The organism is Streptomyces sp. NPDC048172, from assembly GCF_043202595.1.
Taxonomy (GTDB): Bacteria; Actinomycetota; Actinomycetes; order Streptomycetales; family Streptomycetaceae; genus Streptomyces.
The window spans coordinates 755,615-770,471 of the sequence record NZ_JBIDAT010000006.1 but is presented as its reverse complement, the minus strand read 5'-3'; the positions used below and the strand labels follow the sequence as shown (position 1 = coordinate 770,471).

At 71.0% G+C, this 14,857-nt stretch carries 15 protein-coding genes; 9 read left to right on the top strand and 6 right to left on the bottom strand.

Annotated features, from left to right (window positions below; translation table 11 throughout):
* Positions 1 to 44 precede the first annotated feature (44 nt).
* Positions 45 to 284 carry a hypothetical protein gene (locus ACGF3A_RS29310; RefSeq protein ID WP_393733360.1) on the bottom strand — a complete coding sequence of 80 codons (240 nt, stop codon included), beginning with the start codon at positions 282 to 284 and terminating at the stop codon, positions 45 to 47.
* 211 nt (positions 285 to 495) lie between these two features.
* Here ACGF3A_RS29310 and ACGF3A_RS29305 point away from each other — a divergent pair, with 211 nt between their 5' ends.
* Positions 496 to 1,044 (top strand): Clp protease N-terminal domain-containing protein, encoded by a 549-nt coding sequence (locus ACGF3A_RS29305; RefSeq protein ID WP_393733359.1) that lies wholly within the window; start codon positions 496 to 498, stop codon positions 1,042 to 1,044.
* A gap of 174 nt (positions 1,045 to 1,218) precedes the next feature.
* On the top strand, positions 1,219 to 2,253 hold the full coding sequence (locus tag ACGF3A_RS29300; RefSeq protein ID WP_393733358.1) for a DMT family transporter: 1,035 nt from the start codon (positions 1,219 to 1,221) through the stop codon (positions 2,251 to 2,253).
* On the opposite strand, the gene ACGF3A_RS29295 is transcribed toward ACGF3A_RS29300, so the two are convergent.
* Complete coding sequence (locus tag ACGF3A_RS29295) at positions 2,240 to 3,007, bottom strand: pyridoxamine 5'-phosphate oxidase family protein (protein WP_393733357.1); 768 nt, start codon at positions 3,005 to 3,007, stop codon at positions 2,240 to 2,242. The two genes, ACGF3A_RS29300 and ACGF3A_RS29295, sit on opposite strands and share 14 nt — an antisense overlap.
* Before the next feature lie 48 nt (positions 3,008 to 3,055).
* On the opposite strand from ACGF3A_RS29295, the gene ACGF3A_RS29290 reads away from it, so the two are divergent.
* On the top strand, positions 3,056 to 4,387 hold the full coding sequence (locus tag ACGF3A_RS29290) for an aminotransferase class I/II-fold pyridoxal phosphate-dependent enzyme (RefSeq protein ID WP_393733356.1): 1,332 nt from the start codon (positions 3,056 to 3,058) through the stop codon (positions 4,385 to 4,387).
* 3 nt (positions 4,388 to 4,390) lie between these two features.
* Here the strand turns inward: ACGF3A_RS29290 and ACGF3A_RS29285 are convergent, their stop codons facing one another.
* Positions 4,391 to 6,598 carry a DUF262 domain-containing protein gene (locus ACGF3A_RS29285; protein WP_393733355.1) on the bottom strand — a complete coding sequence of 736 codons (2,208 nt, stop codon included), beginning with the start codon at positions 6,596 to 6,598 and terminating at the stop codon, positions 4,391 to 4,393.
* A gap of 95 nt (positions 6,599 to 6,693) precedes the next feature.
* Positions 6,694 to 7,155, bottom strand: a complete 462-nt coding sequence (locus tag ACGF3A_RS29280) for a pyridoxamine 5'-phosphate oxidase family protein (RefSeq protein WP_393733354.1) — start codon at positions 7,153 to 7,155, stop codon at positions 6,694 to 6,696.
* Between the two features lie 125 nt (positions 7,156 to 7,280).
* Between ACGF3A_RS29280 and ACGF3A_RS29275 the strand changes: the two genes are divergently transcribed.
* The gene (locus ACGF3A_RS29275; RefSeq protein ID WP_393733353.1) at positions 7,281 to 7,994 is read left to right on the top strand and encodes a cysteine hydrolase family protein; all 714 of its coding nucleotides are present in this window, start codon (positions 7,281 to 7,283) and stop codon (positions 7,992 to 7,994) included.
* Here ACGF3A_RS29275 and ACGF3A_RS29270 read toward each other — a convergent pair.
* Both ACGF3A_RS29270 and ACGF3A_RS29265 read right to left on the bottom strand, forming a co-directional pair.
* Positions 7,941 to 8,456 (bottom strand): Rieske (2Fe-2S) protein, encoded by a 516-nt coding sequence (locus ACGF3A_RS29270; protein ID WP_393733352.1) that lies wholly within the window; start codon positions 8,454 to 8,456, stop codon positions 7,941 to 7,943. The genes ACGF3A_RS29275 and ACGF3A_RS29270 overlap by 54 nt on opposite strands.
* A gap of 116 nt (positions 8,457 to 8,572) precedes the next feature.
* Entirely contained in the window at positions 8,573 to 9,481 is a 909-nt protein-coding gene (locus ACGF3A_RS29265) for a glutamate ABC transporter substrate-binding protein (RefSeq protein WP_393733351.1), read from the bottom strand.
* A 295-nt stretch (positions 9,482 to 9,776) separates the two neighbouring features.
* Between ACGF3A_RS29265 and ACGF3A_RS29260 the strand changes: the two genes are divergently transcribed.
* From ACGF3A_RS29260 to ACGF3A_RS29240, 5 genes are all read left to right on the top strand, one after another.
* A complete protein-coding gene (locus ACGF3A_RS29260) occupies positions 9,777 to 10,595 on the top strand; it encodes a HipA family kinase (protein ID WP_393733350.1) in 819 nt (272 codons plus the stop codon).
* 11 nt (positions 10,596 to 10,606) lie between these two features.
* Complete coding sequence (locus ACGF3A_RS29255; protein WP_344525465.1) at positions 10,607 to 11,008, top strand: DUF3037 domain-containing protein; 402 nt, start codon at positions 10,607 to 10,609, stop codon at positions 11,006 to 11,008.
* Positions 11,009 to 11,156: 148 nt separating this feature from the next.
* A complete protein-coding gene (gene fabG, locus ACGF3A_RS29250) occupies positions 11,157 to 11,918 on the top strand; it encodes a 3-oxoacyl-ACP reductase FabG (RefSeq protein ID WP_393733349.1) in 762 nt (253 codons plus the stop codon).
* Positions 11,919 to 11,947: 29 nt separating this feature from the next.
* Positions 11,948 to 12,727, top strand: coding sequence for an SDR family oxidoreductase (locus ACGF3A_RS29245; RefSeq protein WP_393733348.1), 780 nt, complete (start codon positions 11,948 to 11,950; stop codon positions 12,725 to 12,727).
* Between the two features lie 445 nt (positions 12,728 to 13,172).
* Positions 13,173 to 14,759, top strand: a complete 1,587-nt coding sequence (locus ACGF3A_RS29240) for an ABC transporter substrate-binding protein (RefSeq protein ID WP_393733347.1) — start codon at positions 13,173 to 13,175, stop codon at positions 14,757 to 14,759.
* The last annotated feature ends 98 nt before the right edge of the window (positions 14,760 to 14,857 follow it).

The following is a 14,857-nucleotide window of genomic DNA, read 5'->3' as shown; positions in this document are numbered from 1 at the left end:
CTTGGACTGACCTCTCGCTGTGCAGGTTCCCCGTTACCGCGCGCTCATCCCTCGGGAACCGTCCGGTCGCGCAGAAGGGGGAGGCGCCAGATCTCCGCGGCGTCGAAGGAGTCGTACGCGCGCGGGAGGCGGGCGTCGCCGTCGTGGCAGTGGAAGGCGGCCCAGAACAGATCGCCGGGCAGTGCGTCGCGTGGCGCATACACCCGGTACACGTACTGTTTCCCGTCCGTTCCCGGCAGCGCCACCATCCAGCAGCCCGGTACGGGCTCGGCGAGTGCGGCCATCGGACTCCTGGGCCGGGTGCGGGTGTGCGTGGATGGGGCGGTGGGGCGGCCCTGGTGCCAGGGTCGCGGGTGGGGGACACGTCAGGGTGGTGAGCGGCACCATATCCTCCCCAGGGATGAGAGGTCGGACGTCTGTGCCCAACCTCTGGGGGATGTGCATATGCCACGGGGTGCCGATGACCCTCTCGGGTGCGTGTGATGTGGTGTTGGTGTGCAGAGCCCTACACCGTCCAGCGAACCAGCCGACACAGGAGTCGAGGACCAGGTCAGTGCTGCGCTGGCGACGATGGTGGTGACCGCGAGGCGGCGTGCGGCCCGGGACGGGGACCGGCAGATCGACACCGCGCATCTGCTGCACAGCCTGCTGGAGTCCGACCGCGAGGTCTGGGAGCTGCTCGACGGCGACGAACCGGGACCCCAGGTCGGCAAGCTCCTCGGCTATCTCGTGCAGCGCAGCATCGGCTACGGGCTGCGGTGGCAGGGCAGCGTGGAGGACTCGGGCGCCGTGCCCGCCGTCTCCGAGCAGCCCGGCGGCGTGCCCGGCTGGTCGCCGAGCGCCGTGGCGGCCCTGGAGCTGGCCCGCGAACGGGCGCGCGAGCGCGGCGCGGAGTACGCGGAGGGCGTGGACCTCTTCGCGGGAGTCGTCGCCGACGAGGAGTGCCGCGGCGTCGAGGTCCTGCGGCGGGCCGGGGTGGACACGGAGAAACTGGCGATCCGCCTGCGTGTGGCGGACGCCTCCGGCGGGGGCGGGCGGGACTGAGCTCCGCTCCACATGACGCGGCACGGCTGGGGGCCTGACGGCTGGGGGCCGGACAGCTGAGGGCCGGACAGCTGAGGGTCTGACGGCTGGGGGCCTGGCCGGGAGGACCGCGTACGGGCGGGCGTCAGGTCCAACAGGGGTGACACTCCTGTCGCGTGCTGCGATGATGCCCCGATGCACGACACCTCCCCCGTACCGGGTGCCCCGCGGGCCCGTACGTCCGCCCTCGCCCTGGCCCTGCTCTCGGCCTTCGCCTTCGGCGGCTCGGGTGTCGCGGCCAAACCGCTGATCGAGGCGGGGCTCGAACCGCTCCACGTCACCTGGCTCCGCGTCGCCGGTGCCGCGCTCGTGCTGCTGCCGCTGGCCTGGCGGCACCGCAACCTGCTGCGTGAACGTCCCGGACTGCTGCTCGGTTTCGGGCTGCTGGCGGTCGCGGGCGTGCAGGCGTTCTATTTCGCCGCGCTCTCCCGGATCCCGGTCGGCGTCGCGCTGCTGATCGAGTATCTGGCGCCCGCGCTCGTACTGGGCTGGGTGCGGTTCGTGCAGCGCCGCCCCGTCACCCGCGCCGCCGCCGTGGGCGTGGTGCTCGCGGTGGGCGGGCTCGGCTGCGTGGTCGAGGTCTGGTCCGGGCTGCGCTTCGACGCGCTCGGGCTGGCGCTGGCGCTGGGCGCGGCCTGCTGCCAGGTCGGCTACTTCGTCCTGTCCGACCACGGCAGCGAATCCACTGACGGCCGTCCGGCCGCCGACCCGCTCGGGGTGATCGCCTACGGGCTGCTGATCGGCGCCGTCGTGCTCACCGTCGTCGCCCGCCCCTGGAACATGGACTGGAGCGTGCTCGGCGGTACGGCCGAGATGGACGGTACGTCCGTGCGGGCGCTCGTGCTGCTCGGCTGGATCGTCCTGGTCGCGACGGTGGCCGCGTACCTCACCGGCGTGATCACCGTACGCATGCTCTCGCCGCAGGTCGCGGGCGTGGTGGCGTGCCTGGAGGCCGTGATCGCGACCGTACTGGCGTGGGTGCTGCTCGGGGAGCATCTGAGCGCGGTGCAGCTCGCGGGCGGCGCGATCGTGCTGCTCGGCGCGTTCATCGCGCAGCGCTCGACTCCGAAGGCGCCGCCCGCGCGGGACGAGGAGGGGCGGGCGGTCGCCGTGGCCTCGGGGGAGCCCCGGGCCGACGGCGACCGCTCGGCGGACGTCAGCGCGCGGTGACGCGGTCGGTGGCGCGGTCGGTGGCGTGGGCGGTGGCGTGGTCGGTGAGGTAGTCCGGGACCGGGATGCCGGGCGCGAGGTCGGCGGACGGGACCGGCGCTCCGTACGCGGGCGCCACCGGGAGGACGCCGCTCCAGTAGGGCAGGTCGAGGTCCTCCGGCTCGTCGTTGGGCCCGCCCGTACGGGACTTGGCCGAGACCTCTTCCAGGTCGATGCGGAGCACGGCGGTGGCCGCCAGCTCCTTCGCGTTGCCCCGGCGCGAGTCGTCCGCGCGGCCCGGGACCACGGAGTCGGTCAGCGCGTCGAGGGCGGCGAGCCGCTCGGCGGGGTCGGTCACCTCGCGGGCGATGCCGTGGACGACCGCCGAGCGGTAGTTGATCGAGTGGTGGAAGCCGGAGCGGGCGAGGACGATCCCGTCGACATGGGTGACCGTCAGACAGACCGGCATGCCGGGGTCGGCGTCGCTCGCCTCGCGCAGCGCGCGGGCGCCGGTCGAGCCGTGCACGTAGAGCCGCTCGCCGACGCGGGCGTAGAGCGTCGGCAGGACGACGGGGGCGCCGTCGCGGACGAAGCCGAGGTGGCAGAGGTAGCCCTCGTCGAGTATCCCGTGCACGAACTCCCTGTCGTACGAGGCACGTTCGCGGGAGCGGGTGGGGGTGGTGCGGTCGGTCCTGGCGTAGACGTCGGTGCTTGTGGCGGCTTCGGGTACGGCTCCGGCTTCGGCGGTGGCGTCGGTGGCGGCGTCGGTGGACACGAGGCGCTCCCCTTGCGTCGTCGTTTGTACTAGTGCATACTGTGCTTTGTGCTAGGAGAATACAGGATCGAGGGGCGCCGCGCAGCGGAGATCGCCGCCAGCGTGGAGCGCGGCGTGGGCGCCGGGGACCTCATGCCGGACCAAGTGCTGCCGCCGATGCGCGAGTTGGCGGTCGAGCTGGGCGTGAATCCGAACACGGTGGCGGCGGCGTACCGCACCCTGCGCGAGCGTGGAGTAGTCGAGACGGCCGGCCGGCGCGGCACCCGCGTGCGCTCGCGCCCCGCCAGCACGCCCCGCGAGACGCTCGGCGTAGAGGCCCCCGAGGGCGCCGTCGACGTCTCGGACGGGAACCCGGACCCGGCCCTGCTCCCCTCGCTCACCGAGGCGCTCGCCGTCGCCGCCGACCGCGCGTCCCGCGCCCCGGTGCTCTACGGGGCCCCGGCCGTCGATCCCGGCCTCGCCGACCAGGCCCGCGCCTCGCTCGCCGCCGACGGCATCGCGGCGGACCACCTCGCCGTCACCTCCGGGTCCCTCGACGCGATCGAGCGCGTGCTCGCCGCCCACCTCCGCCCTGGTGACGCCGTCGCCGTGGAGGACCCGGGCTGGGGCAGCCTCCTCGACCTCGTGCCCGGGCTGGGGCTGCGCGCGGTGCCGGTCGCCGTGGACGACGAGGGGCCGCTGGCCGAGGCGCTGGAGCGCGCGCTGGCGGAGGGGGCGCGCGCCGCCGTCGTCACCTGCCGCGCGCAGAACCCGACGGGCGCCGCCGTCTCGGCCGCGCGCGCCCGTGAGCTGCGCGCCGTCCTCGCCGCCCGCCCCGGCACGCTGCTCATCGAGGACGACCACGGCCACGGCATCGTCGATCTTCCCCCGCACTCCCTCGCCGGGACCACCGAGCACTGGGCCCTGGCCCGCTCGACCGCGAAGGCGTACGGACCGGATCTGCGCCTCGCCGTCCTCACCGGTGACGCCCTCACCGCCGACCGCGTGCGCGGCCGTCAGCGCCTCGGCCCCGGCTGGGTCAGCCACCTGCTCCAGCACGCCGTCGCACACCTGTGGGCCTCGGGCGCCGTCGACCCCGCCCACGTCGCCCGCTCGTACGGCGCACGGCGCGACGCGCTCCTCGCCGCGCTCGCCGACCGGGGCGTGACGGCGTACGGGCGCAGCGGCATGAACGTATGGCTGCACGCCCCCGACGAGACCGGCGCCGTCGCCCGCCTCCTCCACGCGGGCTGGGCCGTGGCCCCCGGCGCCCGCTTCCGCCTCGCCTCCCCACCGGGCCTCCGCCTCACGGTCTCCCGCCTCGCCCCGCACGACATCCCGGCCGTCGCCGACTCCCTGACGGCGGCGATCAGGGTGGGGGAGGCGCGGCGGTACGGGTGAGCGTCATCGCCCCGCGCGTGTGAGCAGCCCGCTCGACTGGGCCTGGTCCCGCAGGGCGCGCAGGCTGGTGCGTGCTCCGTGCTCGTCCACGACGTGCCATTCGCTCATGCCCCGGCACGTCTTGGTGCCACGCACGACCGCGCCGGCCTCGTCCACGTGGCCGTACGCGGTGCCGCCGGTGGCCTTGAGTACGATGCCGCCGCCCTCGTCGACGGTGGCCCAGTGGTCGACGGACCGGTGGGTGAGCACGAGCGGAGTCCCGGGCGGGAGCACGCCGTGCGCGACCATCTTCGCGACGTCGGTGCGGCGGCCAGGCTTCTTGCGGGGCGCGGATTTCGGGGGAGTTGCCGCCTCCTGGCCCGGCTCCTCGGAGGGTGGGAGAGTGAAGCCGAGCGACCGTGGATCCCAGACGAGTTCGCAGAGTTCGAGGTGCAGCCGCTGGCGCGTCTCCACGACATCCCGCATCGCCGCCTTGGGCCCGAACGGCCGCAGCGAGTCTTCGAGCCCATTGGCGTTGACGAAAGAACGCAGGGCAGGGTTCTTGACGTTGAATCCCGGTGCGAGGATCCCGAGCAGAGTGTGCTGCCGGTGGTAGGGCGAGAGCTTCTCCTGGAGCGGCTTGTCGCCGAGGCTCATGTTCTCCCGGCCGGGGAGAAGGCCGAGCCCTCCGAGCTGGTTGCGGAGGGACCGGAAGACAACGGCGTCGGGGATTTCCTCCTCGACGGGGGCATGATGCGTGGCCCACAGATGCTCGACGTGGTACCGCTGCGGGTCGAGATAGGCGAGCACGTCGGGGTGGCGCTCGCACTTCTCTTCCACGAACGCGGTGACCCGAGCCAGGATGTACGTGACCTGGTGTCTGTTGTTCCCGCGGAGTCCGAAGGTCCTCAGGTCACGCAAGGAACCGACATCCTGCGCGGCGAGCTTCCCGAGCAGCGCCGCGACTTCGGAGGGGGCCCGGCATTCGCGCAGGTCGGGCACCAGCGTGTGGTGAACGAGTTCGGCGATGTCGCGGGCCTGTACGGGGAGGTCCTGGAGAACGCGTAACGCATACCAGCGGTCGATGAAATTTGCGACCAGACGCCCCTTCTCCTTGGCCTCGGAGGCGAGATCGTCCGGCCGCAGAGCGGAGAGAATGGCGACCGACTGGGCGTCCAGCCCGTTCCGTTCGTTGAAGAACACCGCTTCGAGACGGTCCTGCTTCTTGAGCTCGCGGCTCGCTGCAAGGAAGGGCCTGTACCGGTAGGCCGTGTCGAGGAGGCCGTTCACGAACTCCATGAACCTTTCCGGGCTCTCCGCACGCAGCCCCAGACGTTCGGAGTTCCGGCGGACCCAGACGTTGGGGTTCGTCTCGATCTGCTGACAGTCATCGCCGTCGTAGGGGCCTGCGTGGTGGGCCAGGAGGGTGGCCTTGATGAAGCGCGCGGGCGCTCCGGAGTCGTCGCGATCCGTGGTGAGCTCCCGGAGCATCTTCTGCCACCGGGTGTTGAGCGCGTCCTCGTCGGACCCGACGTTGGACAGGAGGTAGCTCTTCAGAAGGTCGACAGGGGTGAGACGGGCACCGCGGTCGTTCATCGTCTCGAACATCCGGTACCCGTGGTCCTGGTTCACCGCGCGGATGCCCACCAGCACGACGCGGTCGAGGAGCCAGTCGACGAATTTGTGCACTATCTCGGAGTCGAGTTCCTCCGTCAGCAAGGATTCGATCTGTTCGCTCCTGGCCCACAGATTCCGGCGGGAGAGGGAGTGGCCGATCTCCACCTCATACGTGCGGCCCTCGCTGATCGCGCGCAGTACGGGTTCATGATCACTGATCGCGACGGCGAACCGACGATCGTCTGTGGTGATCACACGGTTCAGGCTGTCGACGTGCCCCTCGTATTCGAGGTCGCGGATGAGTGCCCGCAAGCGTAGGAACAAGAGGTGGAGAGTGACGAAACGCTGCTGTCCGTCGACGAGGCAGCGGTGGTTGCGCGCGCGTTCGTAGTAGACGAAGGGGCCGAGGAAATATTGTGGGGCGTTGTCCGGCCGAAGCATCACGGCCGGAATCTTCGACCAGTTCCTGAAAGACGTGAACAGATCGCGCAGGAGCGTGCGCACCTCCTCTTCTCCCCAGGTGTACTCCCGCTGGTAATAGTCGATCTCGTACAGCGTGTCGCGGAAGAGCTCCTTGAGGGTGAACCCCCGGGATTTGATCTCATCGGTACCCACGACACCCTCCCGCTTCGAGGAACGCCGTCACGGCTGCGTTCTTTCCATGCTGCCAAGCGGAGCCGTACCGGGAACAGACGGCCGTGCGCCGGGGCTCAGAGCTTGCGGAAGTCCCAGGAGGCTATGTGGGTCGGGGTGAGGCGGAGCCAGGCGTGGCGGTTGTCGTGGGGCATGTGGTCCATGGCGAAGTACTTGGCCGCGAAGAGGCGCTCCGGGGTGTCCAGTTCGGGGCAGGGGGCGCCGGTGCGGGGGGACTCGCCGACGAAGGTGGCCCGGCCGGAGAGTTCCACGCCGCGGAGTTCGCCGTACTCGTGGCCGTCGTCGACGACGACCGCGAGGCGGGGGTCGCGCCGGAGCTGGGCCCAGCGCTTGCTGCGGGTGACGGAGTAGAGCCAGAGGGAGCCCTCGTGCCAGCAGAACCAGAGGGCTCCCACGTGCGGAGTGCCGTCCGCGCTCACCGTGGCGGCGCGGCAGGTGCGCTGCTCGGTGAGGAAGGCGTCACGCTCCTCCGGTGTCATCATGATCCGGCGGCCTCGCCGCTGTTCGGTGACGGTCATGTGTCCGCGCCTCCCCGGGGGGAACAGATGGTTGGGCCGATTGGGCTGACTGGGCGTCAGATTTCTCGTTCCGGAATCATGCGCCGTCTTCCGGCCTCGCGCAATGCCGCCTATCGTGCCGCGGCATGGCTACGGACGCAGCGCACGACAAGGACCGTCGGCTCGCCGCCCAGCTCGCTGCCCAGCTCGACCCCGCGACCACCGCGCTGCTCACGGTGGAGTGTCAGCGCGGCGTGGTGGGGGAGGACAGTGCGCTGCCCGAACTCGCGGACGTAGCACGGGCGTCCGGGACTCTGGAGCGGATCGCCCGGCTGACCGCGGCGGCCCATGTGGCGGGCGTCCAGGTGCTGCACGCCGTCGCCGAGCGGCGTTCCGACGGGCGGGGCGCCAGCCGTAACGCGCGGCTGTTCCGGGCCGCCGAGCGGCTGCCCGTGCGGCAGCTCACGGGTTCCGACGCGGTCCGCGTCGCCGACCCCCTCGCGGTCGCCGACGAGGATCTCGTCGTCCGCCGGCTGCACGGCCTCTCGCCGCTGGCGGGTACGGACGTCGATCCGCTGCTGCGCAACATGGGCGTACGGACGCTGGTCGTCACCGGTGTGTCGGCGAACGTGGCGATCCCGAACGCCGTCTTCGACGCGGTCAATCTCGGGTACTCCGCCGTGGTGCCGGCCGACGCCATCGCCGGGGTCCCCGCGGACTACACCCCCGCGATAGTCCGGCACACCCTGGCGTTGGTCGCGACCGTCACCACGGCGGATGCCGTCATCGGTTGCTGGCGGACACCGTCAGACGAGTCGGACGGTGCCGCCCTTCACCGAGACGTGCTTCCCGGGCAGTGAGCGGCGGGCGGGCCCCGCCTTCACACTGCCGTCGGAGATGTCGTACTTGCTGCCGTGGCACGGACAGTTGATGGTGCCCCCCGACACCTCGTTCACCAGGCAGCCCTTGTGCTGACAGGTCGCCGAGAACGCCTTGAACTCGCCCGCGCTCGGCTGGGTGACGACGACCTTCTGGTCCTCGAAAACCTTGCCGCCGCCCTCCGGGATCTCCGAGACCTGGCCGAGCGCGCCCCCGTTGGAGCTCTCCTCGGAGCCCTCCTTGGAGCCCTCCTTGGCGTCCCCGTCACCGCCGTTGTCCCCCTTGTCCTCTCCCTTCGCGTCCTCGTCCTTGTCTCCGTACCCCCCGCCGTCTCCGGAGTCCCCCGAGTCTCCGGAATCCCCGCAGGCGACGAGCGTGGCCGCGAGACCGGCCATGCCCGCTGCGGCGAGGACGGACCGGCGGGAGGTGAGGTGGTGGTTCATGGTGACGTTCCTGTCCGTGCGTTCGGCGGTGCTTTCCGCCGAGCAGTACGGGCCGGAGCCGGGGCCCGTTCAAAGGAACGCGGAGATTTCCTGGAACTCCTGGTCAGCCGGGCTGCCTACAGGCAGGGGTCGAGGGTCGGGTAGCCGACGGGGCCGATGGTCTTCCACAGGGTCTTGTTGAGCGCGTCGGTCCAGGTGCTGTCGCGGAAGGAGTGGGTCAGCGTCTGGTTGATGAAGTCGCACATCTCCGCGTCGCCCTTGCGGTACCCCACGGCGTACCGCTCGCTGCTGATCTGCTCGCCGATCACCTTGAGCTTCTCCGGCTTCTGCGCCGCGTAGCCCAGCAGCATCGCGCCGTCGGTGGTCACGGCGTCCACGGAGCCGTTCAGGAGCTGCTTGACGCACTGGGTGTACGTGTCGCGGGCCACGGGCTGCGCCCGGTAGTCCTTCCGGATCCGGGGGATCGAGGTCGCCCCCTTGGCCGAGCACACCTGCTTGCCCGCGATGTCCTTCGGCCTCTTCACCTTCTTGTCGCCCTTGCGTACGAGGAGCTGCTGGCCCGTCTCGTAGTACGGGCCCGCCATGCCGACGAGCTTGCGGCGCTCGGGCGTGATCGAGTACGAGGCCAGAACGAGGTCGACGGTCTTGTCGCGCAGGAACTTCTCGCGGTTCTGGGACTGGGTCTCCACCCACTTGATCTTCTCCGGCTTGATGCCGAGCTGGCCCGCGATGATCCGGGCCATCTCGATGTCGAAGCCCTCCGGGCCGTCGGACCCGGGCTTGCGGTAGCCGATGCCGGGCTGGTCGTACTTCACGCCGATCCGGATCGTGCCCGACTTGTTCAGCTTCTCCATCGTGCTGCCCTGGGGGAAGTCGGTGTCGGAGGCCACCTTGACCGACTCCGAGTCCTCCTTCTCCTCCTCGCCGAAGAGGCCGCACCCGGTCAGGGCGGGGACGAGCGCCGCGCAGCACAGCAGGATGCCGAGCGTGGGGCGTGACGTGGGGCGCTGGCTTCGAACAGCCATGAGATCTCTCCACAGGGTGAGCGAGGGACGTACCCGCGGGCGCGGAAGCGTCACCCTTCGCCCATTCCGCCCAGCACCGTTCGCGCGCCGCTCGTGACTCCCGAGCGAGGCGTTGCGCGGTATCTCAACAGACGCCGGGGACTTCCGCCAGTGACCTGGACCACACTCGCCTCCCTCGGGGAGGGCTCGTCCGCCCTTGTCCCGTCTTCTTCCCGCGCGGTGGTCGGCGCGGCCGGTCCCGGGGTGGCGTCCTGCCGTGGATCACAAGGCGAGAGGGGGCGGATAGCCTGGGGGAATGCTCCCCGAAGTGATCGCGACACGCTATGTCACGCCCTTGCGCGAGGGCGGATCGCTCCCAGGGATCGTCGAGGCCGACGACCTGGGGACGTATGTCATGAAGTTCATTGGCGCAGGTCAGGGCCGTAAGACCCTGGTCGCCGAGGTTGTCTGCGGACAGCTCGCGCGGCGGCTCGGGCTGCGGGTGCCGGAGTTGGTGCGGATGTGGCTCGACCCGGTGATCGGCCGGAGCGAGCCCGACGAGGAGGTCCAGGAGCTGCTGAAGGCCAGCGGCGGGCTCAACCTCGGGATGGACTATCTGCCGGGCTCCCTCGGCTTCGACCCGCTCGCGTACCGGGTGGACGCGGCGGAGGCCGGGCGCGTGGTCTGGTTCGACGCGCTCGTGAACAACGTCGACCGCTCCTGGCGCAACCCGAACATGCTGGTCTGGCACGGCGACCTGTGGCTCATCGACCACGGCGCCACCCTCATCTGGCACCACAGCTGGCGCTCGGCCGCCACCGCGGCCGAGAAGCCGTACGACGCGTCCGACCACGCCCTGGCCCCCTTCGGCCCCGACCTCGCGACGGCGGCGGCCGAGCTGGCGCCCCAGGTCACCGAGAAGCTGGTCGCCGACTGCGTGGCCGACGTCCCCGACGAGTGGCTGGAGGACGAGCCGGGCTTCGAGGACCCCGACGAGGTGCGGGCCGTGTACACGGAGGTGCTGACGGCCCGCGCCCGTACGGTCCACGAGCGGATCACCATCGGCGCGCCGAGCGCCGACCGGCCCTCGCAGGCACCGGGCTGGCTCACCGGGAAGGACGGCGATGCCCAGTGAAGCGGAGCCATATGACGCGCCGGACCACGCACGACGCCCTGGACGTCTTCGAGTACGCGCTGCTGCGCGTCGTCCCGCACGTCGAGCGGGGTGAGCTGATGAACGCGGGCGTGATCGTCTACTGCCGCGCCCGGTCCTTCCTGGCCGCGCGCACGCACCTGGACGAGAACCGGCTCTTCGCGCTCGACCCGACGGCCGACGTGACGGGCGTACGGGCGGCGCTCACCGCCATCGAGGGCGTGTGCACCGGGGGCTCGCGGGCCGGTCAGGCGGCGGGGGACGAGGCGGGACGGCGGTTCCGCTGGCTGGTCGCGCCGCGCAGCACCGTCGTCCAGCCGGGGCCGGTGCACACGGGGCTGACCGCGGACCCGGCGGCGGAGACGGAGCGGCTGCTCGACCTGCTCGTACGGTGACGAGCGGGGTGACGAGTGGGGTGACGGGCCGGGCGACGATCGGGGTGACGATTCGTACGTTGACAGGGAGTTGCCCGCCTCATAGCGTCACGACTGCCAAAGGTACTAAGCGGTTGCTCACCCACCCCCAGGCCGAGGAGAGACCAGCATGTCGACCACCGAGCAGCGTGTCGCGATCGTGACGGGAGCGGCCCGTGGCATCGGCGCCGCCACCGCCGTCCGTCTGGCGGAGGAGGGCCTCGCCGTCGCCGTCCTGGACCTCGACGAGGCGGCCTGCGCCGAGACCGTCGAGAAGATCACCGCGGGCGGCGGCACGGCGGTCGCCGTGGGCTGCGACGTCTCCGACTCCGGCCAGGTCGAGCGCGCGGTGGCCCGCGTCGCCGAGGAGCTGGGCGCCCCCGTCGTCCTGGTGAACAACGCCGGGGTCCTCCGCGACAACCTGCTCTTCAAGATGAGCGACGCGGACTGGGACACGGTGATGAACGTGCATCTGCGCGGCGCCTTCCTGATGTCCCGCGCCTGCCAGAAGCACATGGTCGACGCGGGTTACGGCCGTATCGTGAACCTCTCCTCGTCCTCCGCGCTGGGCAACCGGGGCCAGGTCAACTACGCGGCGGCCAAGGCGGGGATGCAGGGCTTCACCAAGACCCTCGCCAAGGAGCTGGGCAAGTTCGGCATCACCGCCAACTCCGTGGCCCCCGGCTTCATCGCCACCGACATGACGGCCGCCACCGCCGAGCGCGTCGGCATGGGCTTCGAGGACTTCAAGGCCGCCGCGGCGACCCAGATCCCCGTCCAGCGCGTGGGCGAGCCCGACGACATCGCCAACGCCGTCGCCTTCTTCGCGGGCGAGCGGTCCGGCTTCGTCTCGGGCCAGGTGCTGTACGTCGCCGGCGGACCGCTCAACTGACCGGCCGGGTCGAGAGAAGGGCTGACGGAATGACGGAGACAGGGACCCAGGGGCGGGAGCGCGCCGGGGACACCGGCCGGGTCGCGCTCGTCACGGGCGGCAGCCGGGGCATCGGCTACGGGGTCGCCGAGGCCCTGGTGGCGCGCGGCGACCGGGTGTGCATCACGGGGCGCAACGAGGACGCGCTCAAGGAGGCCGTCGACAAGCTCGGCGCCGACCGCGCGATGGGCGTCGCGGGCAAGGCGCACGACCTGGAGCACCAGGCGGTGGCCGTCGAGCGCGTCATGGAGGCGTACGGACGGATCGACCACCTGGTCAACAACGCCGGGACGAACCCGGTGTTCGGACCGATGGCCGAACTCGACCTCGCGGTCGTCCGGAAGATCTACGAGACGAACGTGGTCTCGGCGCTGGGCTTCGCGCAGCGCACCTGGGCCGCCTGGCAGAAGGAGAACGGCGGCAGCATCCTCAACATCGCCTCGATCGCGGGCGTCTCGGCCTCGCCGTTCGTCGGGGCTTACGGGATGAGCAAGGCGGCGATGATCAACCTCACCCAGCAGCTCGCGCACGAGTTCGCACCCGGGGTGCGGGTCAACGCGCTGGCACCGGCCGTGGTGAAGACCAAGTTCGCCGCGGCGCTGTACGAGGGGCGCGAGGAGGAGGCGACCGCGCGCTACCCGATGGGGCGGCTCGGCACGCCGGAGGACATCGGCGGCGCCGCCGCGTTCCTCACCTCCGACGAGGCGCGCTGGATCACGGGTCAGACCCTCGTCGTGGACGGCGGTCTCTTCCTCAACGCGGGCGTCTGACGGGTCGGTAGCGCCAGAACGGATACGGCAGTACGGATAGGGCAGTACGGATACGGCAGTACGGCACGGGCGGCGGTCCCCTTCGGGGCCGCCGCCCGAGCGCGTTCCGGGGGAGGCAGGTGCGAGGGGCAGCTTCCGCTTGTGCGTCCGTTCACTGGACGGTAGCCAGCTATGTACCCTGCGCGAACGTCTGTTACGGGTGGGGCTGTTGGGCGTCAAGGGAGTTGATCTGTCCATGTTCTGTATGCGCTTGCTGGGGTAATGTCGGCCACGCCCCGCGGGCAGAGTTCCGCGTGCGGCACTGATGTGCGGCACTGGTGTGCGGGACCGTGTGCAGATCCGGCCCGTGGTGCCCCCTCCTGAAGCGAGACCCGAGCCCGAAGCCCGTCGCAGGTCCTCTCCCGCACCCCGCGCCGACGGGCACAGCCGACTGAGGAGCGCGTACGTGTCCGATCGGAACGGCCCCCTGCGGATCGCTGCCGCGGTCCTCTCGCTGGCGCTCGTCGCCGGGTGCAGCTCGCTGTCCGGCGACGACGAGGAGGACAAGCACTCCCTCGTGGTCGGCACCACCAGCGCGCCCACGTCCCTGGACCCCGCCGCGGCCTGGGACGGTTCCTGGGAGCTGTACCGGAACGTCTTCCAGACGCTCCTGACCATCCCGAAGAACGAGAGCGTGCCCAAGCCCGACGCGGCCGGGAAGTGCGGCTTCACCGATTCCCGCAGCCAGGTCTACCGCTGCACGCTCCGTGAGGGACTGAAGTTCTCCAGCGGGAACGAGCTCGACGCCAAGGCCGTCAAGCACTCCTTCGACCGTACGCGCACGCTCAACGCCAAGTCCGGCCCCGCGACGCTGCTGAACTCCCTCGACAGGATCGAGACGAAGGGCAAGCGCACCGTCGTCTTCCATCTACGGAAGTCCGACGCCACCTTCCCCTTCGTCCTCTCCACCCCCGCCGCCTCGCTGGTCGACCCCGAGGCGTACCCCGCCACCCGGCTGAGGACCGAGGGGAGCCTCGTCGGCTCGGGGCCGTACGTGCTGGAGAGCTACGACGAGGGCAAGCGCGCGGTCCTCAGCAAGAACCCGGAGTACAAGGGCGCCGCCGACCTCAAGAACGACTCGGTCACCATCCGCTACTTCGCCCGGTCCTCGAAGATGGTCAGGGAACTCAAGGCGGGCCGCGTGGACATCACCTACCGCGGCCTCTCGCCCAAGCAGATCACCTCGCTCCAGGACGCCGAGACGGAGGCCGAGAACGACATCGAGCTGAGCGAGATGGTCGGGAGCGAGATCCACTACCTCGTCTTCAACCCCAGGGACCCCCAGGCGCGCCGCCCCGCCGTGCGCGAGGCGATCGCGCGGCTCATCGACCGCAAGGCGCTGGTCCGCGCGGTGTACGACCGTACGGCCGACCCGCTCTACTCGATGGTCCCGACGGGGATAGCGGGCCACACCAACGCCTTCTTCAACAAGTACGGCGACCCCGACAGGCGCAAGGCCCGCGCCGTCCTCGCCCGCGCCGGGATCAGGGAGAAGGTCAAGCTCACCCTCTGGTACACGACCGACCGGTACGGGGAGGCCACCGCGCGGGAGTTCGCGGAGATCAAGCGGCAGCTCAACGCGTCCGGGCTCTTCGACATCACGGTCAAGGGACGGAGCTGGGGAGCGTTCCAGAAGGGGTATCTGGAGGGCGAGTACCCGGTCTTCGGGCGCGGCTGGTCCGCGGACTTCCCCGACGCGGACAACTACATCGCGCCGTTCCTCGGCAACAACAACGCGGTCGGCACGCCGTACGAGAACCCGACGCTGACCGAGCAGCTGCTGCCGCACTCGCGCCGGCAGAGCGACCGGGCCGTGGCCAGCCGCTCGTTCGCCCGCGCGCAGCGGATCATCGCCGACGACGTACGGCTGCTGCCCCTGTGGCAGGGCCGCGTCTACATCGCCTCGCACAAGGAGGTCGCCGGAGTCGAGTGGGCGCTGGACCCCTCCGTCATCATGCGGGTGTGGGAGCTGCACAAGAAGTCGAGCTGGTAGCGGGAGCGTTGGCCTTGGCCGGACCCGGGGGTCCGTTGTCGGTGGCGGACGGTACGTTCAGGGGAACGCACGAACGTACCGGAGGTAGAGCGCGTGAA